22 protein-coding genes are annotated in these 26,244 nt (G+C 42.5%); 20 read left to right on the top strand and 2 right to left on the bottom strand.

What is annotated here, in order from left to right:
• Positions 1-61: 61 nt before the first annotated feature.
• On the bottom strand, positions 62-919 hold the full coding sequence (locus tag STRCR_RS05050; RefSeq protein WP_004229754.1) for a metallophosphoesterase: 858 nt from the start codon (positions 917-919) through the stop codon (positions 62-64).
• 98 nt (positions 920-1,017) lie between these two features.
• On the opposite strand from STRCR_RS05050, the gene queG reads away from it, so the two are divergent.
• From queG to STRCR_RS05140, 17 genes are all read left to right on the top strand, one after another.
• Positions 1,018-2,142, top strand: a complete 1,125-nt coding sequence (queG, locus tag STRCR_RS05055; protein ID WP_004227949.1) for a tRNA epoxyqueuosine(34) reductase QueG — start codon at positions 1,018-1,020, stop codon at positions 2,140-2,142.
• 84 nt (positions 2,143-2,226) lie between these two features.
• A protein-coding gene (gene prfB, locus STRCR_RS05060; RefSeq protein WP_100207983.1) for a peptide chain release factor 2 occupies positions 2,227-3,325 on the top strand; the annotation gives its coding sequence in 2 pieces (ribosomal slippage) (positions 2,227-2,298 and positions 2,300-3,325; 1,098 coding nt in all).
• Between the two features lie 12 nt (positions 3,326-3,337).
• The gene (ftsE, locus tag STRCR_RS05065; RefSeq protein WP_003048823.1) at positions 3,338-4,030 is read left to right on the top strand and encodes a cell division ATP-binding protein FtsE; all 693 of its coding nucleotides are present in this window, start codon (positions 3,338-3,340) and stop codon (positions 4,028-4,030) included.
• Positions 4,023-4,937 carry a permease-like cell division protein FtsX gene (gene ftsX / locus STRCR_RS05070; protein WP_004229153.1) on the top strand — a complete coding sequence of 305 codons (915 nt, stop codon included), beginning with the start codon at positions 4,023-4,025 and terminating at the stop codon, positions 4,935-4,937. Before ftsE ends, ftsX begins: the two co-directional genes overlap by 8 nt.
• A 776-nt stretch (positions 4,938-5,713) precedes the next feature.
• On the top strand, positions 5,714-7,042 hold the full coding sequence (locus tag STRCR_RS05075; RefSeq protein WP_004227331.1) for a hypothetical protein: 1,329 nt from the start codon (positions 5,714-5,716) through the stop codon (positions 7,040-7,042).
• A gap of 24 nt (positions 7,043-7,066) precedes the next feature.
• Positions 7,067-8,887 (top strand): zinc ribbon domain-containing protein, encoded by a 1,821-nt coding sequence (locus STRCR_RS05080; protein WP_004226295.1) that lies wholly within the window; start codon positions 7,067-7,069, stop codon positions 8,885-8,887.
• A 573-nt stretch (positions 8,888-9,460) separates the two neighbouring features.
• Positions 9,461-10,453 (top strand): aspartate--ammonia ligase, encoded by a 993-nt coding sequence (gene asnA / locus STRCR_RS05085; protein ID WP_004228458.1) that lies wholly within the window; start codon positions 9,461-9,463, stop codon positions 10,451-10,453.
• Positions 10,454-10,537: 84 nt separating this feature from the next.
• A complete protein-coding gene (locus STRCR_RS05090; RefSeq protein ID WP_004230123.1) occupies positions 10,538-11,617 on the top strand; it encodes an MmcQ/YjbR family DNA-binding protein in 1,080 nt (359 codons plus the stop codon).
• Between the two features lie 183 nt (positions 11,618-11,800).
• The gene (gene rsmD, locus STRCR_RS05095; protein ID WP_004226009.1) at positions 11,801-12,340 is read left to right on the top strand and encodes a 16S rRNA (guanine(966)-N(2))-methyltransferase RsmD; all 540 of its coding nucleotides are present in this window, start codon (positions 11,801-11,803) and stop codon (positions 12,338-12,340) included.
• Complete coding sequence (gene coaD / locus STRCR_RS05100) at positions 12,330-12,821, top strand: pantetheine-phosphate adenylyltransferase (protein ID WP_004227827.1); 492 nt, start codon at positions 12,330-12,332, stop codon at positions 12,819-12,821. The genes rsmD and coaD overlap by 11 nt, the downstream gene beginning before the upstream one ends.
• Positions 12,808-13,893, top strand: a complete 1,086-nt coding sequence (locus tag STRCR_RS05105) for a SepM family pheromone-processing serine protease (RefSeq protein ID WP_004228979.1) — start codon at positions 12,808-12,810, stop codon at positions 13,891-13,893. The genes coaD and STRCR_RS05105 overlap by 14 nt, the downstream gene beginning before the upstream one ends.
• A gap of 189 nt (positions 13,894-14,082) precedes the next feature.
• Positions 14,083-15,228 carry an ISAs1 family transposase gene (locus STRCR_RS05110; protein WP_004225757.1) on the top strand — a complete coding sequence of 382 codons (1,146 nt, stop codon included), beginning with the start codon at positions 14,083-14,085 and terminating at the stop codon, positions 15,226-15,228.
• A gap of 170 nt (positions 15,229-15,398) precedes the next feature.
• On the top strand, positions 15,399-15,962 hold the full coding sequence (locus STRCR_RS05120; protein ID WP_004227126.1) for a YutD family protein: 564 nt from the start codon (positions 15,399-15,401) through the stop codon (positions 15,960-15,962).
• A gap of 1 nt (position 15,963) precedes the next feature.
• The gene (gene rlmN / locus STRCR_RS05125) at positions 15,964-17,079 is read left to right on the top strand and encodes a dual-specificity RNA methyltransferase RlmN (protein ID WP_004229496.1); all 1,116 of its coding nucleotides are present in this window, start codon (positions 15,964-15,966) and stop codon (positions 17,077-17,079) included.
• Positions 17,080-17,085: 6 nt separating this feature from the next.
• Positions 17,086-17,616 (top strand): VanZ family protein, encoded by a 531-nt coding sequence (locus STRCR_RS05130; RefSeq protein ID WP_004229467.1) that lies wholly within the window; start codon positions 17,086-17,088, stop codon positions 17,614-17,616.
• A 170-nt stretch (positions 17,617-17,786) separates the two neighbouring features.
• Complete coding sequence (locus tag STRCR_RS05135) at positions 17,787-19,556, top strand: ABC transporter ATP-binding protein (RefSeq protein WP_004225420.1); 1,770 nt, start codon at positions 17,787-17,789, stop codon at positions 19,554-19,556.
• Positions 19,519-21,264 (top strand): ABC transporter ATP-binding protein, encoded by a 1,746-nt coding sequence (locus STRCR_RS05140; RefSeq protein ID WP_004228914.1) that lies wholly within the window; start codon positions 19,519-19,521, stop codon positions 21,262-21,264. The genes STRCR_RS05135 and STRCR_RS05140 overlap by 38 nt, the downstream gene beginning before the upstream one ends.
• A gap of 181 nt (positions 21,265-21,445) precedes the next feature.
• Here STRCR_RS05140 and STRCR_RS05145 read toward each other — a convergent pair whose 3' ends face one another.
• Positions 21,446-23,032, bottom strand: a complete 1,587-nt coding sequence (locus tag STRCR_RS05145) for a putative cross-wall-targeting lipoprotein signal domain-containing protein (protein ID WP_004229959.1) — start codon at positions 23,030-23,032, stop codon at positions 21,446-21,448.
• An 882-nt stretch (positions 23,033-23,914) separates the two neighbouring features.
• Between STRCR_RS05145 and STRCR_RS05150 the strand changes: the two genes are divergently transcribed.
• From STRCR_RS05150 to STRCR_RS05160, 3 genes are read left to right on the top strand one after another with little or no spacing between them, the layout of a single operon-like run.
• A complete protein-coding gene (locus STRCR_RS05150) occupies positions 23,915-24,757 on the top strand; it encodes a DegV family protein (RefSeq protein ID WP_004228990.1) in 843 nt (280 codons plus the stop codon).
• Positions 24,750-25,592: an SGNH/GDSL hydrolase family protein gene (locus STRCR_RS05155; protein WP_003048894.1), complete on the top strand. Its 843-nt coding sequence runs from the start codon at positions 24,750-24,752 to the stop codon at positions 25,590-25,592. Before STRCR_RS05150 ends, STRCR_RS05155 begins: the two co-directional genes overlap by 8 nt.
• Complete coding sequence (locus tag STRCR_RS05160) at positions 25,570-26,166, top strand: YpmS family protein (protein WP_040804467.1); 597 nt, start codon at positions 25,570-25,572, stop codon at positions 26,164-26,166. The genes STRCR_RS05155 and STRCR_RS05160 overlap by 23 nt, the downstream gene beginning before the upstream one ends.
• Positions 26,167-26,244 lie beyond the last annotated feature (78 nt).

Here is a 26,244-nt window from a genome sequence, read left to right on the forward strand (position 1 = left end):
GTCATAAGTAGGAAAATACTAAGACTTTAGCTGCCATTATAAAAAGACCCTTATCGGTCTTTTAATAGTTAAATATTGTCATGGAGTTGAGCAGTTCAGTTTTGAATTGCTCTTTTTGGTAGGCCTGATAGTCAGGATTCTTTCTAACCAGATTGTAGCGTTTGGAGAGGTTCCAGGTGCCGCTGGGATTGAGTTCGGGGTGGTCGGAAACAAAGTTGATAGTCAGGTCCCACTCCCTGATATATCCTAAGGGGCGGGAGTGGTAGTTGACCCCATCTAGGGTCACATGGCCATAGGAGCGGTGCTCGTGTCCAAAAATTACATGGGCTACACCGTACTTGGCAAAGAGCTGATGAAATTTTTGGCTGCCTAGGAAGGCGTTGAAGGGAGCAAATTTGGGATGGGTCATAGTGAAGTTTTGGTGGGGCACGAAGTGCATGGCGACGATAAGGTTAGCAGTATCTAATTGCTTGAGATGATTTTCAAGTCTGGTGAGAACTTTTTCGGTAATAGTAGGATCATCTGCCTGCCGGCGGAGTCGACGATCAAACCAGAAAGTTTGTTTACGGCGCAGGATCTTATCCATTGATTCTTGGCTAAATGAATAATCGTACCAACCGTGAAAGGCTAGAAGTTGGCGGCTTCCCAAGTTGTAGAGCTGAAAGTCTAGCTTATCGACTTCCTCATCTGTCAAATCCAGCATATCGTGATTGCCTAGATTATAGGTGACTCTCAGGTTTTTTTGAAGCTCATTGATAAAAGGTAAGGAAATATCCTGATGGTGGTTAGAAATATCACCAGCTAGGTGGAGGTGGTTAATGTCTTTTTCTTGCAAGGTTTCCAGAAGAGTCTTTCTTTCAAAATCGCCAAATTTATTGAGGTCAATGTGGAGGTCACTCATAATCGCTAGTTTAGTCATAGTTCTATTCTAGCAGAAAAATTTAAAAAGATAAGGGAGCTTGACCTGAAAGTAGAAGGAGTCTTGAAAGCTGGCGTATTTTCGATTATGATAGACTTATGGATATTAAGGCAAACATTCAAACATTAGCCAAGGAGCTTGGTATTTCTAAAATCGGTTTTACGACAGCCGACGATTTTGCTTATCTGGAAAAATCTCTGAGAGCTTCAGTGGACGAGGGCCGAAATTCTGGTTTTGAGCACAAAAACATTGAAGAGCGAATTGATCCTAAACTGAGTTTGGCCTCAGCAAAGACTATCATTTCCATTGCGGTGGCCTACCCTAGGCAGCTGCCAGTTCAGCCACCTAAAACTCAGTACAAGAGGGGAAAGATTACGCCTAATTCATGGGGATTGGACTACCACCATGTTTTAAATGATAAGCTGACTCGTCTGGCTAAAGGCATAGAAGAGCTCTGTGCGGATTTTCCTTTGGAACATAAGGCCATGGTGGATACAGGTGCCTTGGTTGATACAGCAGTAGCTCAGCGTGCTGGGATCGGCTTTATCGGTAAAAATGGCTTGGTTATCTCCAAAGAGTATGGCTCTTACATGTTTCTGGGTGAGCTAATCACCAATCTTGAGATTGAACCAGATAGCCCAGTTGATTATGGTTGTGGGGATTGTCGACGATGTCTGGATGCCTGCCCAACCTCCTGTCTGCTGGGCAATGGCTCAATGGATGCCAAACGCTGTCTGTCTTTCCAAACTCAGGATAAGGGGATGATGGCCATGGAATTTCGTAAGAAGATTAAGACAGTCATCTATGGCTGTGATATCTGCCAAATCTGCTGTCCCTATAATAAGGGAATTCAAAATCCCTTGGCAACTCCGATTGATCCCGAACTAGCTTGGCCGGAGCTTTTGCCCTTTTTAGACTTATCCAATAGTGATTTTAAGAAAAAATTTGGGGAGATTGCTGGTTCTTGGCGGGGTAAGAATATCTTACAGCGCAATGCCATTATCGCTCTAGCCAATGCTCACGATAGAAATGCTCTTGTTAAACTCATGGAAATTATTGATAAGAATAATAACCCTATTCATACAGCGACAGCTATCTGGGCTTTGGGGGAAATTGTTAAAAAACCAGACCAAGCTATTAAGGATTATATGAAGGCTCTTAATCCTCGAGATCAAGCTGCTAAAGAGGAGTGGCGTTTAGTTTGTATAAAATGGCAAATTTAAGGGCTTTGTGTTAGAATAAGAACAATTATGGCTAACTTCTATTAAGGAGTTTAGCTTTCTGAATCTACAGAATGGAGAAAAATTATGGAAGTGGCTGAAATTCGCCAAAAAATAGTAGAAAATCAAGAGAAGTTGACTAGCTTCAGGAGGTCTCTTTGACCTCGATCGCTTAGAAGAAGATATTGCTCTTTTAGAAAATAAGATGACCGAGCCAGACTTTTGGGATGACAATGTTGCTGCCCAAAAGACTTCTCAGGAGCTCAATGAGCTCAAGCAAACCTACGATACCTTTAATCAGATGGAAGAACTCTCAGAAGAAACAGAGCTCTATCTGGAGATGTTGGAAGAAGACGCCAGTGTCCAAGAGGATTTGGAAGACACCTTGGCTAAGTTGGATAAGATGATGGCAAGCTATGAAATGACTTTGCTTTTGTCTGAACCTTATGACAACAACAATGCCATCTTGGAAATTCATCCAGGATCTGGAGGTACTGAGGCTCAGGATTGGGGAGATATGCTGCTGCGGATGTACCAGCGCTATGGAAATGCCAAAGGTTTTAAGGTTGAAGTCTTAGATTATCAGGCAGGGGATGAAGCTGGTATTAAGTCGGTGACACTTTCCTTTGAAGGGCCTCATGCTTATGGTCTTCTCAAGTCTGAGATGGGTGTTCACCGTCTGGTTCGGATTTCGCCCTTTGATTCAGCCAAGCGGCGGCATACTTCCTTTACATCGGTTGAGGTTATGCCTGAATTAGATGATACCATTGATGTTGATATTCGCGATGAAGATATTAAGATGGATACCTTTCGTTCAGGCGGTGCGGGTGGACAAAATGTCAATAAGGTTTCAACAGGTGTTCGCCTGACACATATCCCAACAGGCATTGTTGTGGCTTCGACCGTTGACCGAACCCAGTATGGCAACCGTGACCGGGCTATGAAAATGTTGCAGGCGAAACTCTATCAATTAGAGCAGGAGAAGAAGGCCGAAGAAGTCTCTGCCCTCAAGGGTGATAAAAAAGAAATCACATGGGGCTCACAGATTCGCTCTTATGTTTTCACACCTTATACTATGGTCAAAGATCACAGAACTGGCTATGAGGTCGCTCAGGTAGACAAGGTTATGGATGGCGATATTGATGGCTTTATCGATGCCTACCTTAAATGGCGATTAGAAGAATAGAAAGGAAATTAAATGGCACTTATTGAACTAAATCGAGTCTCTAAAAAGTATGCTCATGGTTCGACTGCCCTGCGTGATATTACCCTCGATGTAAGAAATGGAGAATTCGTCTATATCGTTGGTCCTTCAGGAGCAGGGAAATCAACCCTTATTCGCATGCTTTATCGTGAAGAAGAAGTGAGCCGAGGCTCTATCAAGGTGGGACAATTCCGCCTCAACAAGATTAAAAAGCGGCAGATTCCCATTTTGCGCCGCTCTATTGGTGTAGTTTTTCAAGACTATAAACTGCTCAACCATAAGACAGTTTATGAAAATGTCGCTTTTGCTATGGAAGTTATCGGCGAAAAACCGCATTACATTAGAAAGCGGGTTAAAGAGGTCCTTAGCTTGGTAGGACTTAAACATAAGGAACGCTCCTTCCCTAATCAGCTCTCTGGTGGGGAACAACAGCGGGTGGCTATTGCCAGAGCCCTCGTCAACAATCCTAAGGTGCTTATTGCTGATGAACCGACTGGTAACTTGGATCCAGAGATTTCTGAAGAAATTATGCAGCTTCTAGAACGCATCAATGAGCAGGGAACGACTGTCTTGATGGCGACCCATAACAGCAGTATTGTTAATACGCACAAACATCGGGTGCTGGCTATCGAAGATGGTAGGTTGGTGCGTGATGAAGAGGAAGGAGAGTACGGCTACGATGATTAGAAACTTTTTCCGTCACATAAAAGAATCTTTTGTCAGTCTCAAACGCCAGGGGTGGATGACCTTCGCAGCGGTTTCCTCGGTAACTATTACTCTGACTTTGGTAGGAATTTTTCTTGCAGTTTTGCTCAATATCAATAAGTTGGGGACTGATGTGGAAAATAATTTGACCATTAATGTTTATATGGAAACCAATGTTTTTGATGATTCCCCAAATAAGGCTGATGGGTCGGTCAATGAAAATTACCATGTCATTTACAACAAAATTCAAGAAATCAACGGCGTCAAATCCATCAAATTCTCGAGTAAAAATGATCAATTAGCAGATTTACAAAAGCAATATGGTGACGCTTGGTCTTACGATGAAGGCTCCAATCCTCTCTTTGATGCCTATCTTGTCAAGGTTAAGTCAGCCAAAGATATGAAAAGTATCTCTAAGCAAATCAAGGAAATTGAGGGGGTTAATGATGCTAACTATGGCGGTGTTGATACGGACCGTTTGACTGCTGTTGTTGGGAAAATTAGGACCTGGGGCTTGGCTGGTACAGTACTTCTAGTTTTGGTTGCTATCTTCCTGATTTCTAATACGATTCGTATTACTATTATGTCGCGTAAGGATGACATCATCATCATGCGTTTGGTCGGAGCTAAAAACTCCTATATTCGAACGCCGTTCTTCTTCGAAGGAGCTTGGGTTGGGATTTTGGGAGCTATTTTACCTGCTCTGATTGTCTATTACCTCTATACAATTACCTATAATCGAATCAATCCTTCCATGGCAGCTGAAAATCTCGGTCTCTATCCTGCTAATCCTTATCTTTATTATTTAATCGGTGGGCTCTTCCTAATTGGTATTGTCATTGGTTCCATCGGTTCTATGATTTCTATTCGCAGATATTTGAAAGCTTGATGGCGAGCGCCTGTCTGCTAAGGATATAAAGTTCTTGATAGGCTACGGTAACTGCCTATTTTCATTACTGATTGTAAGGGGATGCGATGGGCTCTGCCTTTTAAGATTGTAATCGTTAAAGCAAATCCAATGTTTCAAAAATTTGGCTCTATAATTTCTGTAGTGGGTGAAATCCCCACCCAGAGGTTATGGAGCCTTTTTGAGTGACAATGGCAGTCGTTGAGCTGTCTCTCTTACTAAATCCAAAGGAAGTGGGATAAAAATCAGTAGAGGCTGGGAAAAGTATTCCAGCCTTCTATTTTTGCAGTAATAACAGTTTGATGCAGTGGTTGGGGGTCCTGATCTGGGACGCTGTCTTATTTTCAGGCGCCCCCTTAAACAGTCCACTGGACTGTTTAACTACTCCGCAAGTGTTAGCGGCCATCCTAATCAACTGTGCGGAGGTGGGACAACGAAGTCAATTTATATAAAAAATCGACTTCTGTCCTCTCTTTTCTCGTTTTCTCATTTTGAGGTTGGAAATAAGATGAACGATGGTCATCACATTCGTTTAGGTTTTCCGCTTTGGCCTTTTTTTATCTAAAAACATTATTGTTCTCTAATTAAATTTATAGTATAATGGGAAGTATTCTAAAAGAAAACTGAATAGAGGCTTTGTGTCATTTTGTATTTTTAGTCTTGACTTGCTTCTTTATAGAGCAAGAGTTACATTTTGATAGAAATAGAATATTTCAAATGCGGACATCAGTTTTTTTTAAAATGATAAGGAGAATAACATGAACAAACAGGATTGGATTGAATATTTTGAAGCCATCAATGGTCGAACACCCTCAGAGGCTGAGGTAGCTCAAGGACTTGCGGCAGGAGAATTTGTTGCAGAAGATGTGACAGCAACTCCAGATCAAGTCCAGCCAGGAGCGCCGCAGGAACCAGTTGCTCCGCAACCAGCACAAGCAGTAAACTCAGCAGAGGCCCAAGCTGAACAAATGGCGCAAACTCAAGCTCCCATTCAGCCACAAGCAGGACAGGAGTCCGTTCAAGCAGCGACTCCGCAAGATTTTGCAGAGGCTTCTGGTCAAGCACAAGCGATGCCAGGCTTTCAAAATCCTCGGGCCGATCAAGCCAGTCAATTTGCTCAGGTTCAACAAGGTCCAGTTCAAGCTGGTCAACCAATGTCGGGTCAATTTGCTCAGCCAGGACAAGTAGCACAACCTCAACAACAAGTCTATTATCAACAAGGTCCAGACGGTCAAATTCAAGCGGTTATGGCTCCAGCACCTAAGCAACCCAATCCACAGGTTGAAGCCTTCAAAAAAGGTTTTAAGGATTACTTTGCTTGGTTCTTGAAAGCCTTCAAGAATCCTCAAGCTAAGGAAGAAGAGCCCCATCCTGTTTTTGGCTTGGTAACGATTGGTTTGGCTTCTTGGTTTATTTCATGGGGCTTGGTTAATTTCTTCCATAGATTATTGATGATGTTCCCTAATGCTACAGCTGATGGTGAAAGTTTTAAGGAAGCAGATTATGAAGCCTATAAGGAAATTGTAAATAGTATTTCTAGTCATTTTGGTTTTCTTAAGACTTTAGCATTCATCCTTATCTTCTTTGTCTTTTATGTCCTTGTTATGGGGGCGCCTGCTATTTTTGATAAAGATAAGACCAAGACCTTCTTCAAAAAATTTGGTCAATATTTCTCTTACAGTCCAATTGTTTTGGTCTTGAATATCTTAGCATTCTTCAGCAGTTTTATTGTTACGAACAAGTTAGATGTCGATACCTCAGCCATGGATGCCTTTGATACTTCTGATTCCGTATTTGGATCTTTTGGAATGTTTACCAAGCTGGAACAAGCATTGCCAGCACTTAAAACGATTACCGTTGGCGGAGGCTTTGTGACCTTCCTTGTTCTTCTCGGTCTTCTTTTTATCTTTGTGGCTTTACTCAAGAACATTAATCTTTCTCTTAAGAAAGTTAACAATTTTTACATGTCAGTGCTAGTTGGTTTGGTGTTTGCCTTGGTTCTTTTCATCGTTTACAAGATTTCAGGCTCGATGATTATTGGTGGTTTAAGGGATGTTCTTACAGAGTTATCCTCTAACTTCTTCTAATTGACAATAGAATAAGGTGAGACTATGGCTACGAAAGAAAGATGGACAGAATTATTTGAAGATGTTGTCGGCCGCAAACCTACGCCTCAGGAATTTATGGCTGGAAAGCAAACTGACTTTTCACCTAAGGAAATTCGTCGGATCGCTGGCTTGGAAAGTATTGATGGTGTCATTACAAGTGCTCAAGCAGTTTCTCAGGATAGTGATGTTACACAGGAAGTGTTTGTTGCCGATTTAGCCGATCAAGATTTTGCGGAAACAACTGCAGGTCAGGAGAAAGAGCCCAGTCAGGCTGCAGCAGGAACGTCTGATGCAGGGCTTCACCAGTCCAATTTATCTGAGCGGGATGATCTTGATACATCGCAAAAAGATGTCTGGATTTCAGCCTTTCAGAAGTATGTTGGCCGTCAGCCTCGACCTGAAGAATTTTTAATCGGTAAAGCAGCAGGCTTTGATCTGACAAGTGTCAATCAGTTTTTGAATTCTAATCTCAAGCCTGTTAAACTGCCGATGGCAACTTGGAAAAAGTTTTTAATAGCTTTTGCCACGCTGGCCGCTCTGGCTCTAATCAGTATGATTGTTTACGGTAGTCACTATTATTCGCGTGACGCTGTGGCAAACCGTTATTTGGCTGTAGCTGGTAAGAATTTTAAACAGCAACTAACGTATGAAGTTTGGGCTGATAATAAAAAGGCTATTAAGGATTCGGACTTAAAATACACGAATACTTCTAAAGTCTTCTCGAATACCAGTAAGTCAGATCTGATGAAGGGCTCCAATATGGTACAAGCGGGGCGCGAGTATCTCCTATTTCCTAAATGGAAAGTGGCCGTTAAACCTGTTTCAGCAAGGGTTTCAACCAACACCAAGGATTTGAAAATCAGCATCAATGATGTCAACTTTGCGACTTCTGATAGCACTAAATACAGTTCAACTCTAAAGCGTCTTTATCCTGGAACTTATGATTTTGTGGCAGCAGGCAAGGTTAAGGGCCAGAGTCTTGAAATTAGTTCGGAAAAGAAACTGAAACCCGATCACTCGAGTAACTCTTCGAGTGAGGCAGGTAAGCCTCTGACAATTGCTCTTAATGTCAAGTACCTCAGTTTCACTATCAATAGTAATCTGACGGATGGTGATGTTTACGTCGGCAGCAAGAAAATCGGTAGCATGAAAAATGGCCAATATTCTGCTTCAAAATTGGCTGTCACAGACAGCGCCTCGGTCTATGTTCAGAAGAAATTTAGCGATGGTACTAGTGTTAAATCAGACACTACCGTAATTGAGGATATCAGTGATGGTGACAGCTTGAACTTGGATGCAGATGGTATCTTGGAACGTGATACAGCAGATGACCTGATTACGGCTGCCTATGGTAAAATGGAGGATTATGCTGTTGATAATACGACACCGGATGATTTAGCTGACATTTTCCAAGGTGGTACAGACAACAGTATGTATAAGGATCTCAAAGATATGGTTGATACCAATACCATTAATGCCAAGATTCGTAAGGCGGATAGTGTTACGTTTAGTGATGTTGACGTCACTAGTGTTACCCAAACCAGTGCAAAGAGTTATACAGTGAACTTCACAGTAGTATGTGATTTCTACTATGCTTATGATTCAGATCATAAGTCATCTGGTGATATTAAAGATAAGGTGTCATGGTCTGCGAAGGTAGATTATAATGATGGTCAGTCTAGCTCTGATTCAAGCAGTGATGACGATGATTATGATGATGATTATGATGATGATGGTTCTGGTTACGGAGATTACTCCGATTATATTATTACAGGTAAGAATGGTACTTCAACTAATATTAGTCGGGAAGATACTGTGAAATAAGGTAAAATGAGAGTGGGACAAAATCAGTAGGGAGTAGGGAAGAACCCAAAACTTGAAAATTTTGATTCTCACCCCGTTCTGGTTTTAAGGTGGTGACCTGAAACGGTCTCTTCCAAGACCATTTTGACACTTGCTTTGCAAGCTTTATTTCCCGATTAAAAAGGTCTTCCAGACCTTTTTAACCCACCCCCGCACAGCTCAAAAAGTCTGTGGAACCTTTTGAGCTTGGAAATAAGATGAACGATGGTCATCACATTCGTTTAGGTTTTCCGCTTTGGCCTTGTGGCAAAAGGAAAACCAGCCAGCAACCACTGTGCCAATCTGGTAAATCTAGAATAATACTAACGAGTCTGGACTTTTGTCTCAGACTCACTTTATTTTTTGAACATTGATAACGTTAAAGCTATTTTCCTGTAAGGACAAGAGTTCGCTGTCTTGTCTAGTGACCGATGGCTGTTTTCAAAAATTTCCAGAAAAATTCAGGAAAATCAAACTTTTATGCTTCAAGCTATTTATTTTTTAGGCAAATGGGAGTATAATAGCCTCATATTAAATTTTAAAGGAGGGAAGCTTATGAAGAAAAGCTTTATTCACCAGCAGCAGGAGATTTCTTTTGTCAAGAATACCTTCACTCAGTATTTGATTGATAAGCTTGATATCGTTGAAGTGCAAGGACCCATTTTGAGTCGGGTCGGGGACGGTATGCAAGATAATTTGAGTGGGGTTGAAAATCCTGTGCGCGTGAATGTCTTCCAAATTCCTGACGAAACCTATGAAGTTGTTCATTCTTTAGCCAAATGGAAACGCCACACCTTGGCACGTTTTGGTTTCAATGAGGGCGAAGGCCTCTTTGTCCACATGAAGGCTCTGCGTCCTGATGAAGATTCTCTGGACCAGATCCATTCGGTTTATGTTGATCAGTGGGATTGGGAAAAGGTTATTCCAGATGGTAGGCGTAATCTTGCCTATCTCAAAGAAACGGTTGAAAAGGTCTACAAGGCTATTCGTTTGACAGAGTTGGCTGTCGAAGCTCGCTTCGATATTGATGCAGTCCTGCCTAAGAAGATTACCTTTATTCACACAGAGGACTTGGTTGAGCAATACCCTGATTTAACGCCTAAGGAACGTGAAGATGTGATTGCTAAGGAGTATGGTGCTGTCTTTTTGATTGGTATCGGTGGTATCCTGCCAGATGGTAAACCTCATGATGGTCGGGCCCCAGACTATGATGACTGGACTAGTGAATCTGAAAACGGTTATCATGGTCTCAATGGTGATATTATCGTTTGGAATGAAAGTCTGGGCCATGCCTTTGAACTCTCCTCCATGGGGATTCGGGTTGATGAGGATGCCCTCAAGCGTCAGGTTGAAATCACCGGTGACCAAGATCGTTTGAAATTGGAATGGCACAAGTCTCTTCTCAACGGTCTTTTTCCTCTGACCATCGGTGGCGGTATTGGTCAGTCTCGCATGGCTATGTTCCTCTTGCGTAAGAAACACATTGGGGAAGTCGAATCTAGTGTTTGGCCAGACCAAGTCAGAAAAGACTTTGATAACATTTTATAAAATGAAGAGCGAGTGAGCTAGGAAAGCCTGCTCGCTTTTTGCTATAATAAGGAGACTGTAAAGAGACAAGACGGGGAGTCTGTAATGACATTTGAAAGTCAATATTTTAAGCGTAAAACCGTGAATGTCCAAAAATTATTGGATTTTGGCTTTAAAAAAGAAGGGACTGACTATCGTTATAATCGAGCTATTATGGCTGGGGATTTTCAGGCTCAAATTCTAATAACTGGAGAGGGTCAGGTGTCCGGTCGACTCATGGATACCGACCTTGGCGAAGAATACACGGCTATTCATGTCATCAGTCAAACCGGATCCTACCTAGGTCAGGTCAGAGAAGCTTACGGGGAGCTGCTTCAAGAGATTGCGGAGGCCTGCTTTGAAGTCACACCTTTTGACCTCCCCCAAACCAACCGTCTGGCCCAGCATTTAAAGGATAAGTTTGGCGATGGTTTTGATTACCCTTTTGCCAAGTATTCGCAATATGCTTCCTTTCGTCACCCCGCCAACAATAAATGGTACGCTCTAGTCTTTCCCCTCAAATTGGACAAATTAGATAGTGAGGTCAAGCCTCTGGCAGGATCGGATGTGGAGCGAGAAGCTGAGGTCATCAATATCAAAATTGATAAGGGGCTCTTAGAAGAACTTTTGGAAAAGCCAGGCATCTATCCTAGTTATCACATGAACAAGCAATCTTGGATTTCCCTTATCATGGATGACAGTCTATCAGATAAGGAAGTTTTTGAACTGGTAGAGGCTAGTCGTGCTTTGGTTGGTCCCAAATCTTTTAAGGCTGAGGAAGGGCCGGACTACTGGTTAATTCCTGCTAATCCCAAATACTATGATATTGATGCCGAATTTGCCGCTTCAGATACCATTCATTGGACTCAGAAGGCTCAGATTAAAAAAGGGGACTGGGTTTTCATCTATATGACTAGTCCCATTCAGGCGGTTCGTTATGCCTGCCAAGTTTTAGCTAGCAATCTCCCCAATGAAGGCTATCGGAACAGGTCAGATATCAAGGAGCTTATGACCATCAAGCGGGTCAAGACTTTCGCAGATCAAGAGTTTCCTCTGACAGTCCTCAAGGAATCTGGGGTTAAGGCCGTTCGAGGGCCTAGACGTATGACCAAGAAATTAATTGATAAGATTAAGGTGGAACTCTAGGAGAATTTGGAAAAAGGGGAACGGACGGGGCTTGGCAATAAAAAGTTCAAGCAGTTGATAGACTGTTATGTTAGTGAGGGGGAGACAGACGTATTGCTCGCGATTATTATAGCCAGCCTAAAAAGAAATTCGAGCTGGGTTTTAATCCTTTATGGATTGTGAAATTTTGCTATAATAGCTGTTATGAGAATTATTGCAGGAAGTTTTGGCGGTCGTCCGCTTAAAACCTTGGAAGGTAAGACTACTCGTCCAACCTCAGATAAGGTCAGGGGAGCTATTTACAGTATGATTGGCCCCTTCTTTAATGGGGGTCGTGTCTTGGATCTCTATGCCGGCAGCGGCGGTCTCTCCATTGAGGCTATTTCCCGAGGCATGGAGCAAGCGGTTTTGGTTGAGCGGGATAGACGGGCTCAAGCTGTCATTGAAGCCAACATCAGGATGACCCAGGTCCAAGACCAGTTTCGGCTGATTAAGCGAGATGCTAAGCAGGTTCTGCCGACCTTGGAGGGCCAGTTTGATTTGGTTTTGCTGGACCCTCCCTATGCTAAGGAGGAGATTGTTCAGACGATCCAACAACTTCAAGCCTATGATTTGCTTGCACCAGCTGTTATGATTGTCTGTGAAACTGACAAGGCAGTTGTGCTGCCGGAAACCATCAATGATTTAAAAATTTGGAAACAAAAAATATATGGAATTAGTAAGGTGACAATTTATGTCAAGTAAGATTGGCTTGTATGCAGGCTCTTTTGACCCTGTGACAAATGGTCATTTAGACCTCATCAAACGGGCTAGCCAGCTCCTTGATCAGCTATATGTAGGTATATTTTATAATCAGGATAAGGCAGGTTTCTTGCCGCTAGCCAAGCGTCAGGCTTTGCTGGAAGAAGTGGTTAAGGACCTTCCTAATGTTTCTGTCCTGACCTCGCACGAGCAACTAGCTGTTGATGTGGCTGAATCCCTTGGAGCAACGGTTTTGGTAAGAGGGCTTCGCAATGGTCAGGATTTGACCTATGAAGCTAGTATGGATCATTTTAACCATGACTTGGATCCTGAGCTGGAAACCATCTATCTTTTAGCTAAGCCAGAGTTATCCTATGTTTCATCATCAAGAATCCGTGAGTTGACCCACTTTGGTGCTGACATTCGGCCCTACGTCCCAGAAATCGTGGCTTTAGAATTGGAGAAACAATATGACGGTAAATAAGGCAGAAAATCAGGTCAATCCTAACAAGGGGAGTTTTATTAAACGATTTAAATGGTGGCTGATCGGCGGCTTTGCTCTTCTAGCTCTAGCCTTCTGTTTGCTCGTCCCACTCCCCTATTATGTTGAAGTTCCTGGCGGTGCCTTTGACATCAATCAGGTCATGACCATTAATGGTAAAACAGATAAGAACAAGGGTTCCTACAATTTTGTGGCGGTCGAGCTCCGACCGGGGACAGTCTTTAATATCGCCTATTCTTGGTTCAATAAAGACACAACCGAGATTGTTTCCAAGAAAGAGATGACTGGTGGTGCTAGCACCAAGGACTACAACCTGATGAATCAGTACTATATGGAAAATTCCCAGAACACAGCTATTTATCAGGCTCTCAAGCTAGCTGGTAAAAAGGTTAAATTAGACTATAAAGGTGTCTATGTCCTTAATATCGCTGACAATTCGACTTTTAAAGGAACTCTCAATATTGCTGATACGGTGACAGGCATCAATGGCAAGAGCTTCAAATCTTCTAAAGACTTGGTCAAGTATGTCACTGGTCTTAAATTAGGGTCCAGAGTGACTGTTCAATACACCAGTCAAGACAAGAAGAAGTCGTCCAAAGGTAAGGTGGTCAAGCTCACAAATGGCAAAAATGGTATTGGCATTACCCTGACCGATCATACCGAAGTTAGCTCGCCTGAAAAGGTTAAGTTCTCCACTCAAGGGGTTGGCGGACCTAGTGCCGGTCTTATGTTTACCTTGTCCATTTATGATCAGCTCAATAAGAAAGATCTGCTCAAAGGGCGGATGATTGCTGGAACAGGCACTATCGAGCCAGATGGTTCGGTCGGTGACATCGGCGGTGTTTCACAAAAGGTCGTTTCTGCTGATAAGTCAGGTGCTGAAATTTTCTTTGTTCCTGATAATCCGGTGGCTGAGGCGAATAAGAAATATTATCCTAGGGGCAACAACTATCAAGAGGCCAAAAAGATGGCCAAGAAGATTGGTAGTAAGATGAAAATTGTTCCTGTCAAGACAGCTCAGGAAGCTATCGACTATCTGGAGAAAACCAAATAAAAACGAGCAACTGTTCAGAAAGGAGCAGTTGTTTTTGGTGTCAGCAGAGCGAAGGAAGATAGATCTGGTCATCAGCATTCCCAGAGGTCTATTTCACGCCAAACGCATGAAGGAAGTTTCGTTTTCAGAAAGCGGAAACCATAATGACAAAATCAATCAAAGTAGTAAACTAGACATGAGGATACTACAATGATTGATTTTATTATTTCTATTGATGAACGAGCAACTGAACTGGATGGTCGTCAAGCTTGGAAAATTCATTACCCTTTGTCGACGATTCTCTTCTTGGTATTTTGCTGCCAATTGGCTGGTATTGAAACATGGACAGAGATGGAAGATTTTATTGAAATGAATGAAACAACCTTTGCAGACTATGTTGATTTGAGTGATGGTTGTCCGTCTCATGATACCTTAGAGCGTGTGGTTAGTCTTGTTAATCCAGACCGTTTAAAAGAGCTTAACGTTCAATTTGAACAATCAGTGACGAGCTTAGGGGCTGTTCATAAACTTATTTCAGTGGACGGTAAAACCATTAGAGGCAATCGCGGTAAAGATCAGAAGCCTGTTCATATTGTGACGGCTTATGATGGAGGACATCATCTTAGTTTGGGGCAGGTGGCGGTTGATGAGAAGAGTAATGAAATTGTTGCCATTCCTCCATTATTGCGCACCATTGATATCCGTAAAGGTATTGTGACCATGGATGCTATGGGAACACAGACAGAGATTGTGGATGAGATTATCAAAGGCAAAGGAGATTATTGCCTAGCCGTCAAAAGGAATCAAGAGACGCTTTATGACGATATTACCCTTTATTTTAGTGATGTCAACGTATTGGAAAGATTACAACAAAAGAGGCAATACTATCAGACCATTGAAAAAGCTAGAGGACAGATTGAAGTTCGAGAATATTGGGTGTCTTCTGATATCAAGTGGTTGTGTCAAAACCATCCCAAATGGCATAAATTACGTGGTATTGGGATGACTCGTAACACCGTTGATAAGGATGGTCAACAGAGTCAAGAGATTCGTTATTTTATCTTTAGTTTTAAGCCAGATGTCACCACATTTGCCACTAGTGTCCGAGGTCATTGGTGTGTCGAAAGCCTGCATTGGTTATTGGACGTGGTTTATCGTGAAGATCATAATCAGACATTGGATAAAAGAGCAGCATTTACCCTTAATCTTATTCGAAAAATGTGTTTATATTTTCTCAAAGTGATGACATTTCCTAAAAAAGCTCTCAGCTATCGTCGCAAACAACGGTATATCTCTGTTCATTTGGAAGACTATTTAGTCCAATTATTTGGAGAAAGAGGGCAAGCAGATGATTGATTTAAAAAACTATCTTTTCAAAAGTGATGTGAGGGCACAAAAGGATGAAGAGAAAGTTTTCGTGCGTAAGACGTGGGTCTATTTAAGTATTCCTTACAAAATGTCCAAAATAGTGTATAATATAAAGGTTCTAGGCTATTTAAAATCATAATAAAAAAGAAAGGAGCCCCATGCGAAAAGATATTACCCCTGATATGCTCAATTATAATAAGTTTCCGGGGCCCGAATTTGTCTATTTTGATAATCAGGTTCGCTCGGAAGATATTGAGTTAGAGCTGGTTGATAATTATAAAGAAGGTTTTAAACTGGAAAATTTTCAGCAGCGTTTTTCACGTATTCTGCTTAAATACGACTATATCCTTGGAGATTGGTCCAGTGATGAGCTCCGTCTGCGAGGCTTCTATAAAGATGAGCGAGTCGTTAAAACAGACAGCAAAATCAGTCGTTTGGATGACTACCTTAAGGAATATTGTAATTTTGGCTGTGCTTATTTCCTCCTAGAAAATCCAGAGCCAAAAGAACCTAAGCAAGAAGAAGAGGACCGACCTCGCCGCAAACGGGATAACCGCAAACGCCGCTCTCGTCAGAAGTCCAAGCAGGACTTTAAGAGGCGCGAGCAGGACAATTCTTACAGGCAATCCAATCAAAAGCGTCATAAACCAAGGCCAGACAGCAGAAGGCGTGACGATAGGGATCAGAACCAACATTTCACCATAAGAAAGAAGGGCAACTAAGATGGCAGCAACCAGCAAGAAGGATCAAGAAAATACAGAAATGAAACCATCAATCTATAGTTTGACGCGAGACCAATTGATTGATTGGGCTATAGCACACGGTGAGAAGAAATTTCGGGCAACACAAATTTGGGACTGGCTTTATAAAAAGCGGGTGCAGTCCTTTGAGGAAATGACCAATATTTCCAAGGATTTTATTGCTGTTCTCAAGGAAAATTTTGACTTTAATCCCCTCAAGCAACGTATTGTTCAAGAGTCCGCCGATGGGACCATTAAATATCTTTTTGAGCTGCCGGATGGCATGCTGATTGAAACGGTGCTTATGCGGCAGCACTACGGTCTGTCTGTCTGTGTGACTACTCAGGTTGGCTGTAACATTGGCTGTACCTTTTGTGCCAGCGGTCTGATTAAAAAACAGCGTGACCTCAACAATGGAGAAATTACGGCTCAAATTATGCTGGTGCAAAAGTATCTGGATGACCAAGGTCAAGGCGAAAGGGTCAGCCACGTAGTGGTTATGGGAATTGGTGAACCTTTTGATAACTATGACAATGTTATCTGCTTCCTAAGAACCATCAATGATGATAATGGCTTAGCTATTGGGGCTCGCCATATCACCGTTTCCACCTCTGGTTTGGCTCATAAAATCCGTGACTTTGCCAATGAAGGGATTCAGGTCAATCTGGCCGTTTCTCTCCATGCTCCTAATAATGAGCTGCGCTCGAGTATCATGCGAATCAATCGTTCTTTCCCACTGGAAAAACTTTTTGATGCCATTGAGTACTATATCGAGACAACTAACCGTCGGGTAACCTTTGAATACATTATGCTTAATGAGGTTAATGACAGTCCTGAAAATGCTCAGGAGCTAGCGGATTTGACTAAGTCTATCCGCAAGCTTTCTTATATCAACTTGATTCCTTACAATCCTGTATCCGAACATGATCAGTACAGCCGTTCAACAAAGGAGCGTGTAGATGCTTTCTATGATGTCCTCAAGAAAAATGGTGTTAACTGTGTTGTTCGTCAGGAACACGGAACGGACATTGATGCAGCCTGCGGTCAGCTGCGGTCTAACACCATGAAGCGGGATCGGCAAAAAGCGATGGCAAGGTAGCTAAAGATGGCTAAATTTATCAGGAGATTCTTTGACGAAGAGGCAGAATTGACACATTTAGGATGTAAGTTAGTTTGGTTTCTGCTGGAAGGGTATTTTCTCTGCCTGCTCTATCTTTGTTTTTGTCCTCAACCAATTAGTTTAAAAGGTGTTGATACGCCCAATATCCATTATTGGGGACGGGTGCCCTACCTATTAGTGCCCTTCAATTCCTTTGTTTCTATCGGCAAGCTAGATACCTTTAAAGAACTTTTCTGGGTTATCGGGCAGAACTTTTCCAATCTGCTCCTATTAACACCCTTGGTTTTGGGACTTTTGGCCTTGCGTCCGGATTGGCGGCCTTGGCCCAAAGTCTTGTTAATGAGCTTTGGCATGAGCCTGAGCATTGAAACGACCCAAGTTATTATTGACTGGCTTTTCAATGCCAATCGGGTCTTTGAAATTGATGACCTCATTTTTAATAGTCTGGGCGGATTGTTTGCCCTCTGGCTGGTGTCTGTGGTAAAATTCTTTATAAAGAAAGTCAGAAATAAATAGCCCAATGTTAGGGTTCAATAAGTATAAAAAAGGTTGGGAAATCTTCCCAGCCTCTTGTTGTGGTTGAAATTTTTGCAGATGCAGACTGGATGCGTTGTTTCTCTGCTCGGACATTGGTTTTTCAATCGTTCAGTCTCTATTACAGTAATCCATTTTTTGAAGGAAATAGCATGATTATAAAAAAACTCTGGTGGTTTTTCCAGCAGGAAAAGAGCCGCTATTTAATTGGGATTTTCTCCCTCAGTTTGGTCAGTGTCCTCAATCTGATTCCCCCAAAGGTCATGGGGCAGGTTATCGATTCCATTGATGCTAAAAATCTGACCCTCGGCTCACTTTTGACCAAGCTGGTCATTCTTCTTGCGGCTGCATTGGGCATGTATCTCTTGCGGCTGATTTGGCGGTTCTATTTACTTGGGACTTCTTATCGGCTTGGGAAAAATCTCCGCAGCCGCCTCTTTGAGCATTTCACTCAAATGTCTCCTTCTTTCTTTCAGAAGTATCGGACTGGGGATTTGATGGCCCATGCTACTAATGACATCAATTCCTTGACCATGTTGGCTGGAGCAGGTGTCATGTCGGCAGTAGATGCATCAATTACGGCCTTAGTGACCCTCTTTACCATGTTCTTTACTATCTCTTGGCAGATGACCCTGATTGCTATTCTCCCTCTGCCCTTGATGTCTTTGGCTACAGGCCGTTTGGGTCGCAAGAACCACGAATCTTTCAAGGCTTCTCAGGCTGCTTTTTCGGATCTCAACAACAAGGTGCAAGAGAGTGTTTCGGGTATCAAGGTAACTAAGTCCTTTGGTTATCAAAACCAAGAATCGGCTTCATTTGCTGAGACTAACCAGCAGACCTTTCAAAAGAACCTAGTCAGCATGCGGTACAATAGTATGTTTACTCCCGTCACTATGTTTTTTGTCGGGATGTCTTATGTTTTGACCCTCTTGGTTGGTTCCTACCTGATTACAGCAGGGACGGTCACGGTTGGTAGTCTGGTTACCTTTATCACTTATCTGGACATGTTGGTTTGGCCACTTCAGGCCATTGGTTTCCTCTTTAATATCAGTCAGCGAGGAAATGTTTCCTATGACCGGATTTCTAAGCTCTTGGCGGAAGAGAGCGATGTTCAGGAAGCAGACCAACCGCTTGCAACTATTGAAAATGGTCCGATTACTTATGCGATTAATAGCTTTAGCTACGATACTGATGCGACCCTGCGAGATATTCATTTCGAGTTGGGGAAGGGCCAGACTCTAGGCTTGGTTGGCCAAACGGGTTCTGGTAAAACCACCCTCTTGAAATTGCTCTTGCGGGAATACGATGTTACAGATGGCTTTGTCAGCCTTAATGGTCATAATATCAAGGATTACCGGCTCTCAGACCTCCGCAGTCTAATCGGTTATGTACCTCAGGATCAATTTCTTTTTGCTCTGTCCATCTTAGAAAATATTCGCTTTTCCAACCCTGATTTGACTTTGGATCAGGTCAAGAAGGCTGCTAAATTGGCTCAGGTCTATGATGATATTATAGCCATGCCGGATGGTTTTGACACCTTGATTGGTGAGAAGGGAGTTTCTCTGTCTGGCGGCCAGAAGCAGCGGATTGCTATGGCTCGAGCCATGATCATGGATCCTGACATTCTGATTTTGGATGACTCCCTATCGGCTGTTGATGCCAAGACCGAGAATGCCATCATTGATCACCTTAAGGAAACTCGTCAGGGCAAGACTACCATAATTACGGCCCATCGTCTTAGCGCAGTGGTACACAGTGACTTGATTTTGGTTCTGCAAGATGGTCGGATTATCGAACGAGGACGTCATGATGACTTACTGGCCCAAGGGGGCTGGTATGCAAGAACCTATGCTTCACAACAATTAGAAATGGAAGGAGGAGAGCATGGAAACGAAACTAATGAGTCAGCGCCAGACTTTTAAACGTCTCATGGCCTATCTGAAAAACTACAAGTGGTTGACCAGTCTAGCTCTTATCTTTCTTCTCTTGACAACAATCGTCCAAACCCTCATTCCTTTAGTGGCCCGTTACTTTATTGACCGTTATATCCAAAATGTCAGTCAGACGGCTCTAGTCATTCTGGTTGGTTACTTTTTGCTCTATGTGTGGCAGATGATTTTCTCTTATGTGGGGAATTACCTCTTTGCTAAGGTAGCCTATTCTATTGTGCGGGATATTCGCCAGGATGCCTTTGACAATATTCAGCGTCTGGGGATGGTTTATTTTGACCAGACTCCCGCAGGTTCTATTGTTTCTCGGCTGACCAATGATACCGAGGCTATCAGTCAGATGTTCACTGGGATTCTGTCCAGCTTTATCTCGGCCATCTTTATCTTTGCAACCACCCTCTACACCATGATTGTTCTGGATATTCGTCTGACCATCCTGGTAGCCTTCTTTTTGCCTTTCATCTTTATTCTGGTTGACCTCTACCGTAAAAGATCAATGAGCGTGATTGAGGCAACGAGGGCCCGACTCAGCGATATCAATACCAAGCTGTCTGAATCCATTGAAGGAATCCGAGTTATTCAGGCTTTTCGGCAGGAGGAGCGGCTCAAGAATGAATTTGAAGTAATCAATGCTAGCCATCTGGCCTTTGCCAATCGTTCGGTTCTGCTGGATTCCATCTTCCTAAGGCCGGCTATGTCCTTGCTCAAATTGCTGGGTTATGCGGTCCTGATGGCCTATTTTGGACTGACTTGGCAAACTATCGGAATCACGGCTGGACTTATGTATGCCTTTATTCAGTATATCAACCGTCTCTTTGATCCTCTGATTTCAGTCACGCAGAACTTCTCGACTCTGCAGACTTCTATGGTTTCAGCTGGCCGAGTCTTTACCTTGATTGACCGTGATACTTATGAGCCTAAACAAGCTAACCAAAATTTGCAGGTGACCCAAGGGAATATCGAATTTAAACATGTTAGCTTTTCCTACGATGGCAAGCGACAGATTCTCGATGATATCAGCTTTAGCGTCAGAAAAGGCGAGACCATTGCTTTTGTCGGCCCGACTGGTTCAGGTAAATCTTCCATCATCAATGTCTTTATGCGCTTCTACGAATTTGCATCAGGTCAGGTTCTCTTAGACGGTCATGATATCAGAGACTATTCACAAGAGGAGCTTAGACGGTCTGTCGGTCTGGTCTTACAGGATCCTTTTCTCTATCATGGAACCATTAAATCCAATATTCGGATGTATCAGGACATTTCTGACCAAGAAGTTAAGGCGGCAGCAGAATTTGTCGATGCCGATGACTTTATTGAAAAGCTGCCTCAGAGCTATGATGAACCTGTAACTGAAAGGGGTTCAACCTATTCAACAGGGCAGCGTCAGCTCCTAGCTTTTGCCAGAACAGTTGCCAGCCAGCCCAAGGTTCTGATTTTGGATGAAGCAACAGCTAATATTGACTCGGAGACCGAGGATGTTATCCAAAATTCCCTCAGGAAGATGCGGCAGGGACGGACGACTATCGCCATTGCCCACCGTCTTTCTACTATCCAAGATGCCAACTGTATCTATGTCTTGGATAAAGGTCGGATTATTGAAAGCGGCAATCATGAAGAGCTTCTAGCTAAGCGAGGGACCTACCACCGTATGTATCAGCTACAGGCTGGTATGATGGACTAGATGGATAGAACAGTAAGAAGTCGAGTAGCTAGGTTCGGCTTTTTACTGTTCTTGGTAGTTTTTGCAACTAGTATTGGGTCCTTAATCTAGCCTGAGAGAAGCTTATTCTGAAGTGGACAGAAAAAAACGTTCTTCGCTGTTTTATTGCGAAGAACGTTTTTTAGAGTAGTCTTATTTTATTTTAGTCTTGACCTTGGATTTTACGTTTCGTTGCAAGTCCAAGTCCAGCCATGATCATAACAGCACCAATAGCTGTTACGGCAGTTTGAACAGAGTCACCTGTAGATGGAAGGTTCTTATCTCCCTTGGCAGCAGTAGCAGATGCATTAGCACTCCCCATACCTGCTCCCTTATTAGCCAATTCAGCTGTCTTAGGCATTACAGCAGCCGTACCAGAACCCGATTGGCCGTTACCAGCTCCATTACTTGCATTATCTGAATTACCAGCTGCAGGATTGGCTGGATCATTAGCCTGTGCACCATTACCAGCAGCCGAATCATTGGCTTGACCGCCATTGTTTTGGTTTGGATCCGGTTTAGCATTAGGATCTTTCGTAACATAGTGGAAAGTTGTCTTAGGTAGGAACAAGACTTGCTTACCGTTGTAAGTCAATATCCAGTTGCCATTCGCATCCTTGGTATCAGCAGCAAAACCATCATTATTTTGCACATTAGAATTGCTACCGAATTCCAGCATAGCATAGAAACCGCCATTTTCTTGCCCCGTACCGTTGGCAAATCCTAGAGCCATACCGTCTCCGCTATTAGAAAGGATAGAAAGGGCATGACCAAATGATGTCATACCATTTGCATCATCCTTGCTACCAGCGATATTGAAGTAGTCAGCAAACCAGCTGAGGGCCAAGTAGTAAGCTGTTGCCTGATCAGAGCCCAAATTTTGGCCAGCTTGATTGGTTGGTGCAATGGAAGAGAGAGAATCTTCATGACCATCTTCTGAATAGACAGAAACACCGGAAGGGAAGGCCAATTTTGTTTGGTGATCAATGCTGTCAGCTTCGGAAGCTTCCTCGTTAGCACGTCCTTGAGCCCAGCTCTTCATCAAATCGTTAGCTGGCGGAACAGGAACATTGATACCGTTGATATTACGCAATTGTGTCAAGTACTCATTCAAGTACTTAGCAATGTTATCCGCATTTGGTGTATAAGGTTGGCTTGGATCATCAACCGTGATGTAGACATCCTGAGAACCGTTGTAGTTAACATCGGTAACAGGAGCCGTTTTTGCTGTGCTGGTCAACGTTTGATTGAAGTCAACACTGCCGTACTCAGTTGTATCTGCTGGTTTAGTTGCGATATTATCAGCAGATTTTGGTTGTTGAGTATTTGTGTTCATTTGGCTGGCTGGAACACTAGCCTGATTGCTGTTTTCAGTACTTGCAGCAGTGGCAGGTGCTTGTTGAACAGGTGCCTCAGCAGCGGTTGAAGTATTTTCGTTTGCTGCGGGAACAGTTTGTTCAGCTGTTACAGCTGTTTGAGCAGGACTGCTAGCAATCGTGAAAGTGCCTGTCGGTGTCGTTACCTGTGTATCTTGGCTGGTATCAACAGGAGTCGTTTCAAAGCTTTTTTGGTCTTGCTTTGTATCTGCAGGGGTTGTTTCTTGAGCAGTTGCATCAGTAGCTGATGGTGCTGCCGTTTCATCAGCCTGAACGGTTGCGCCAACCCCCATAGCGATGGTCGTTGTAGCAAGGATGGCTCCACAGAGACCGGCGAATTTTGTTTTACGTTTGCTGAATGTGTTCTTCTGCATAATACTTCCTATCTAAAAATTTTATTTTTATTTTAACAGTAAAATATTCTATCACAGTTTTTGGATTACGCAATAAGGCTTCAGAGATTAAAATTGTCCTCGCAAACGATTTTTGCAAATAAGACAAAATGATTGCTAGTCAAAAATCCTTGCTAGATAGAGCCAAATTTTACTTTTTTACTTTTTCTAATCGGACATAAGGTTAGAAAATTAAAAAAGCATGTCGAGTTTATTACAAAGGTCTCAAATGTGACCAGATAAGGAGTAAAGCTTGATTTAAAGCTGTTTATGGCGATTGTCAAGCACTGTTGTTTCCAAAGCCTTCCTGTCTAAATTTATTTAGCCTATCAAATATCTTGAAATTATCAGAAGTTTTAATCTTTGTTAGAACTCATTATTTCCTCAACAACTTTGATTTTCTGTGATGGCAGCTTTACTTATATCTTTTTAATCAACTGGGAAGTGACAAGTGGCTTTGCCGTTCTAATAGTTTACCTTGGTATCTTTTTAGTAATTCTAGGGATTTGTATGGTCAGTACTTCAGTAAAGAAAGTCATCAGTTCATGCTAAAATAGGCTTTGAGCGTGTTTTTCCATCTTGCTTGTCTGTAAACCAGCTGCTTCTTTGTTCATCAAAATCAGTTCTTGATGGTGCTCTTCTTTGTGGGGACTATGACTAGGTCTATCAGTTTGTAACCTCAGTCATTTGGTTAACTTTAATGACTAAAAATTGACCTCCTATTCAATTTTGGGATGAGATTTTTGAAGCTTTCATGGCCCTGACTCAGTCTTGAGTATTAAATTGGCTGCTAGAGCCCAAAAACCATTAGAATTTTGATATAATGAAAATGTTTTATTAGAAAGAACGAAGTAGGAAACAGCAATGTCTAAAATTAAAATTGTAACGGATTCCTCAATTACTATTGAGCCAGAACTGGTGGAGAGTTTGGGAATTACTGTTGTCCCCCTGTCGGTTATGATTGATGGGGTCATCTATAGTGATAATGATTTGAAGGAAGAAGGCAAGTTCCTAGATCTGATGCGACAGAGTAAAGAAGTGCCTAAAACCAGTCAGCCTCCCGTGGGTGTTTTTGCGGAAGTTTATGAAAACTTGGTCAAAAAAGGTGCAGATCAGATTGTCTCTATTCACATCACTAACAGCCTGTCTGGAACGGTTGAAGCTGCTCGTCAAGGGGCAAGTATTGCTGGTGCGAATGTGACGGTCATTGATTCAACCTTTACTGATCAGTCTATGAAGCATCAGGTGGTTCAGGCTGCCCTTCTGGCTGAACAAGGGGCCAGTCTGGAAGAAGTTTTAGCTAAGATAGAAGAAGTACGGCAAAAATCTGAACTCTTCATTGGGGTATCAACCTTAGAAAATTTAGTTAAGGGTGGCCGTATTGGGCGTGTTTCAGGGATGCTCTCTTCCCTTCTGAATATCCGAGTGGTGATGGAACTCAAGGACTCTGCTTTAAATCCTGTTGTCAAAGGCCGGGGACAGAAGACTTTTGTCAAATGGTTAGATAATTTTATTGAGCACGCTAGAGGACGTAAGGTTGCTGAAATTGGTATTTCTTATTCAGGAACACCTGATTGGGCCAATACCATGAAGGATAGGCTTGAAGTTTTAGTTGATGGTGAACATATTTCAGTTTTAGAAACTGGCTCTACTATTCAAACTCATACGGGTGAAGGAGCTTTTGCGGTTATGGTGCGCTATGAATAAGCGATTGTTTTTAGCTCCAGCCTTTTTTATCGCCTGTCTTCTCTCTTTTGGTTTGATTCTTAATTTTCTTCTGCCCAGTGCCAAGGGTCAGCTAACAAGGGCTGATTTTAAGCATTCTAGAAGGGTTAGTAATTTTAACTATGTGGCTTTGGGAGATTCACTGACGGAAGGGGTTGGTGACTCCACTAATCAGGGGGGCTTTGTCCCCATCTTATCTAGGCAGGTAGAAACAGATTATCATCACCAAGTGACATCAAAAAATTACGGCGTAGCTGGCAATACTAGTCAGCAGATTTTAACTAGAATGCAGGATAAGGCTGATATCCAAAAAGATTTGAAGCAGGCTGATATGATGACCCTAACTGTCGGTGGCAATGATGTCATGGCAGTTCTGAGAAAGAATCTAGCGGACTTAAGTCTTGATAGTTTTACTAAACCTGCTCAAGCTTATCAGGAACGCTTGCGAAAGATTATTGAGCTGGCTCGTCAGGGTAACAAGGATCTGCCGATTTATGTCCTCGGCATCTACAATCCTTTTTACCTCAACTTTCCTGATCTAACTCAGATACAGGATGTTGTTGATTCATGGAATGACGGAACCCAAGCGGTAACGGACGAATATGATAATGTTTATTTCGTTCCTGTGAATGACTTACTTTATAAGGGTATTGATGGTCAAGAAGGAGTAGCAGAAGCCTCAGACAGTCAGTCTAATACGTCTGTTAAAAATGATGCTCTTTTTGAAAAGGATCATTTCCATCCTAATAATACTGGCTACCAGATTATGGCCAATGCTGTTTTGGAGAAAATTAATGAAACAAAGGACAAGTGGTAAAAAAAATCTATGGAAGTGGGGCTGTCTTGCCCTGCTTGCTTTTAATCTTGCTTTCGTCGGTATCATTTTCTTGCGCATAGGCACTCTTAGAGAACCAGCTGGTCATATCAGCAGCCGGCAGAGTCAATCGGATGTTATGGTAGGGACTTTCAGTTCCTCACGGGATCAGCTTAATGATACGGTTGAGGCTTATCTCAAGCAGTATCAGACTGATAATAACAGTTACAGTTTTAAGGCGACAGAAAAAGAAGTGGTATTTGAAGGGACCTATACTCTCTTGGGGTATCAGGTTCCCCTCTACGTTTATTTCACGCCTGTTGTCTTGGAAGATGGCAGTATTCAGCTTAATGTCAGCTCAGTTTCTGCTGGGACTCTGTCCCTCCCAGTTTCTGATGTTTTGAAGTTTATCGCTTCTAGCTATCAGTTACCTGATTTTGTTGAGGTTAATAGCAAGAAGGAAGCCATTGTGCTTAACTTGCCGAAAATGGATAATAAGGCCGGCCTCTATGTTAAAGCGACTGACTTTGATTTGGTTAATGATAAATTGCGTTTTGCTATCTACAAGAGAAAGTAGTTTTTCAGCAATTTCCTTATAAATAAAGGTTCCCCAACCTAGGAGAATTCCTGCTAGCTAAGAGTTGTTGAGCGCTTT

This window comes from Streptococcus criceti HS-6, assembly GCF_000187975.2.
GTDB classification, from domain to species: Bacteria; Bacillota; Bacilli; order Lactobacillales; family Streptococcaceae; genus Streptococcus; species Streptococcus criceti.

What these genes read in the sequence shown, in the direction of transcription:
- asnA (WP_004228458.1), top strand. Translation starts at nt 9,461, where the DNA reads ATGAAGAAAAGCTTTATTCACCAGCAGCAGGAGATTTCTTTTGTCAAG.
- STRCR_RS05150 (WP_004228990.1), top strand. Translation starts at nt 23,915, where the DNA reads ATGTCTAAAATTAAAATTGTAACGGATTCCTCAATTACTATTGAGCCA.
- STRCR_RS05090 (WP_004230123.1), top strand. Translation starts at nt 10,538, where the DNA reads ATGACATTTGAAAGTCAATATTTTAAGCGTAAAACCGTGAATGTCCAA.
- STRCR_RS05130 (WP_004229467.1), top strand. Translation starts at nt 17,086, where the DNA reads ATGGCTAAATTTATCAGGAGATTCTTTGACGAAGAGGCAGAATTGACA.
- STRCR_RS05145 (WP_004229959.1), bottom strand. Translation starts at nt 23,032, where the DNA reads ATGCAGAAGAACACATTCAGCAAACGTAAAACAAAATTCGCCGGTCTC.
- STRCR_RS05140 (WP_004228914.1), top strand. Translation starts at nt 19,519, where the DNA reads ATGGAAACGAAACTAATGAGTCAGCGCCAGACTTTTAAACGTCTCATG.
- STRCR_RS05050 (WP_004229754.1), bottom strand. Translation starts at nt 919, where the DNA reads ATGACTAAACTAGCGATTATGAGTGACCTCCACATTGACCTCAATAAA.
- STRCR_RS05080 (WP_004226295.1), top strand. Translation starts at nt 7,067, where the DNA reads ATGGCTACGAAAGAAAGATGGACAGAATTATTTGAAGATGTTGTCGGC.
- ftsX (WP_004229153.1), top strand. Translation starts at nt 4,023, where the DNA reads ATGATTAGAAACTTTTTCCGTCACATAAAAGAATCTTTTGTCAGTCTC.
- ftsE (WP_003048823.1), top strand. Translation starts at nt 3,338, where the DNA reads ATGGCACTTATTGAACTAAATCGAGTCTCTAAAAAGTATGCTCATGGT.
- queG (WP_004227949.1), top strand. Translation starts at nt 1,018, where the DNA reads ATGGATATTAAGGCAAACATTCAAACATTAGCCAAGGAGCTTGGTATT.
- STRCR_RS05075 (WP_004227331.1), top strand. Translation starts at nt 5,714, where the DNA reads ATGAACAAACAGGATTGGATTGAATATTTTGAAGCCATCAATGGTCGA.
- rlmN (WP_004229496.1), top strand. Translation starts at nt 15,964, where the DNA reads ATGGCAGCAACCAGCAAGAAGGATCAAGAAAATACAGAAATGAAACCA.
- STRCR_RS05105 (WP_004228979.1), top strand. Translation starts at nt 12,808, where the DNA reads ATGACGGTAAATAAGGCAGAAAATCAGGTCAATCCTAACAAGGGGAGT.
- STRCR_RS05160 (WP_040804467.1), top strand. Translation starts at nt 25,570, where the DNA reads ATGAAACAAAGGACAAGTGGTAAAAAAAATCTATGGAAGTGGGGCTGT.
- STRCR_RS05155 (WP_003048894.1), top strand. Translation starts at nt 24,750, where the DNA reads ATGAATAAGCGATTGTTTTTAGCTCCAGCCTTTTTTATCGCCTGTCTT.
- STRCR_RS05120 (WP_004227126.1), top strand. Translation starts at nt 15,399, where the DNA reads ATGCGAAAAGATATTACCCCTGATATGCTCAATTATAATAAGTTTCCG.
- STRCR_RS05110 (WP_004225757.1), top strand. Translation starts at nt 14,083, where the DNA reads ATGATTGATTTTATTATTTCTATTGATGAACGAGCAACTGAACTGGAT.
- STRCR_RS05135 (WP_004225420.1), top strand. Translation starts at nt 17,787, where the DNA reads ATGATTATAAAAAAACTCTGGTGGTTTTTCCAGCAGGAAAAGAGCCGC.
- coaD (WP_004227827.1), top strand. Translation starts at nt 12,330, where the DNA reads ATGTCAAGTAAGATTGGCTTGTATGCAGGCTCTTTTGACCCTGTGACA.
- rsmD (WP_004226009.1), top strand. Translation starts at nt 11,801, where the DNA reads ATGAGAATTATTGCAGGAAGTTTTGGCGGTCGTCCGCTTAAAACCTTG.